Source organism: Treponema endosymbiont of Eucomonympha sp. (genome assembly GCF_001028545.1).
In genome coordinates this window covers 1-438 of sequence record NZ_BBPW01000672.1, presented here as the reverse complement: position 1 = coordinate 438, position 438 = coordinate 1, and the positions used below count along the sequence as shown (strand labels likewise).

Sequence of the window (438 nt, the reverse complement as noted above, 5' to 3'; positions counted from 1 at the left end):
TCGTGCGCGCGGGCGAATTCCTCCGCCGTTTTATCCCCGATGCGTCGTTTTCAAAGCAGACCTTCGTCGCGCTTATGCGAACGCTGGAGCGCGAGCTTATCGGAGTCGCGCCGGATATCCTCGCCTATCCGTATGCGGTGAAGGCGGACGACGAAATGGCGCTCTGCCGGCTGCAATACCAGAGACTGCCCGACAAAAACGCCAGGCGCAAAAGTCCCGCATACGAACAGGCAATTCTCCTGCTGCACGCCGCATGCGCCGTTGCCCGCTCCGGCGGGGAAGCGACCGAGCGGCACGCCTCACGTATTGCGGCGGAAATCAACGCATGGGAAGGCTTGGACGGACGGCAGCGCGAGCGGCTCCGCGCGTATTCCGTGCTACTGCTGAAAAACCCGCCGGCATTCGTCAAATTCGCGCGGCAGCTCGCCGCGGCGCCGG

The 438-nt window shown here is 63.9% G+C and carries 1 protein-coding gene; it reads left to right on the top strand.

The window, feature by feature from the left end:
* Positions 1 to 438 (top strand): hypothetical protein (locus tag AWU74_RS12295; RefSeq protein WP_187150987.1); only part of this gene is annotated, 438 nt, incomplete at both ends.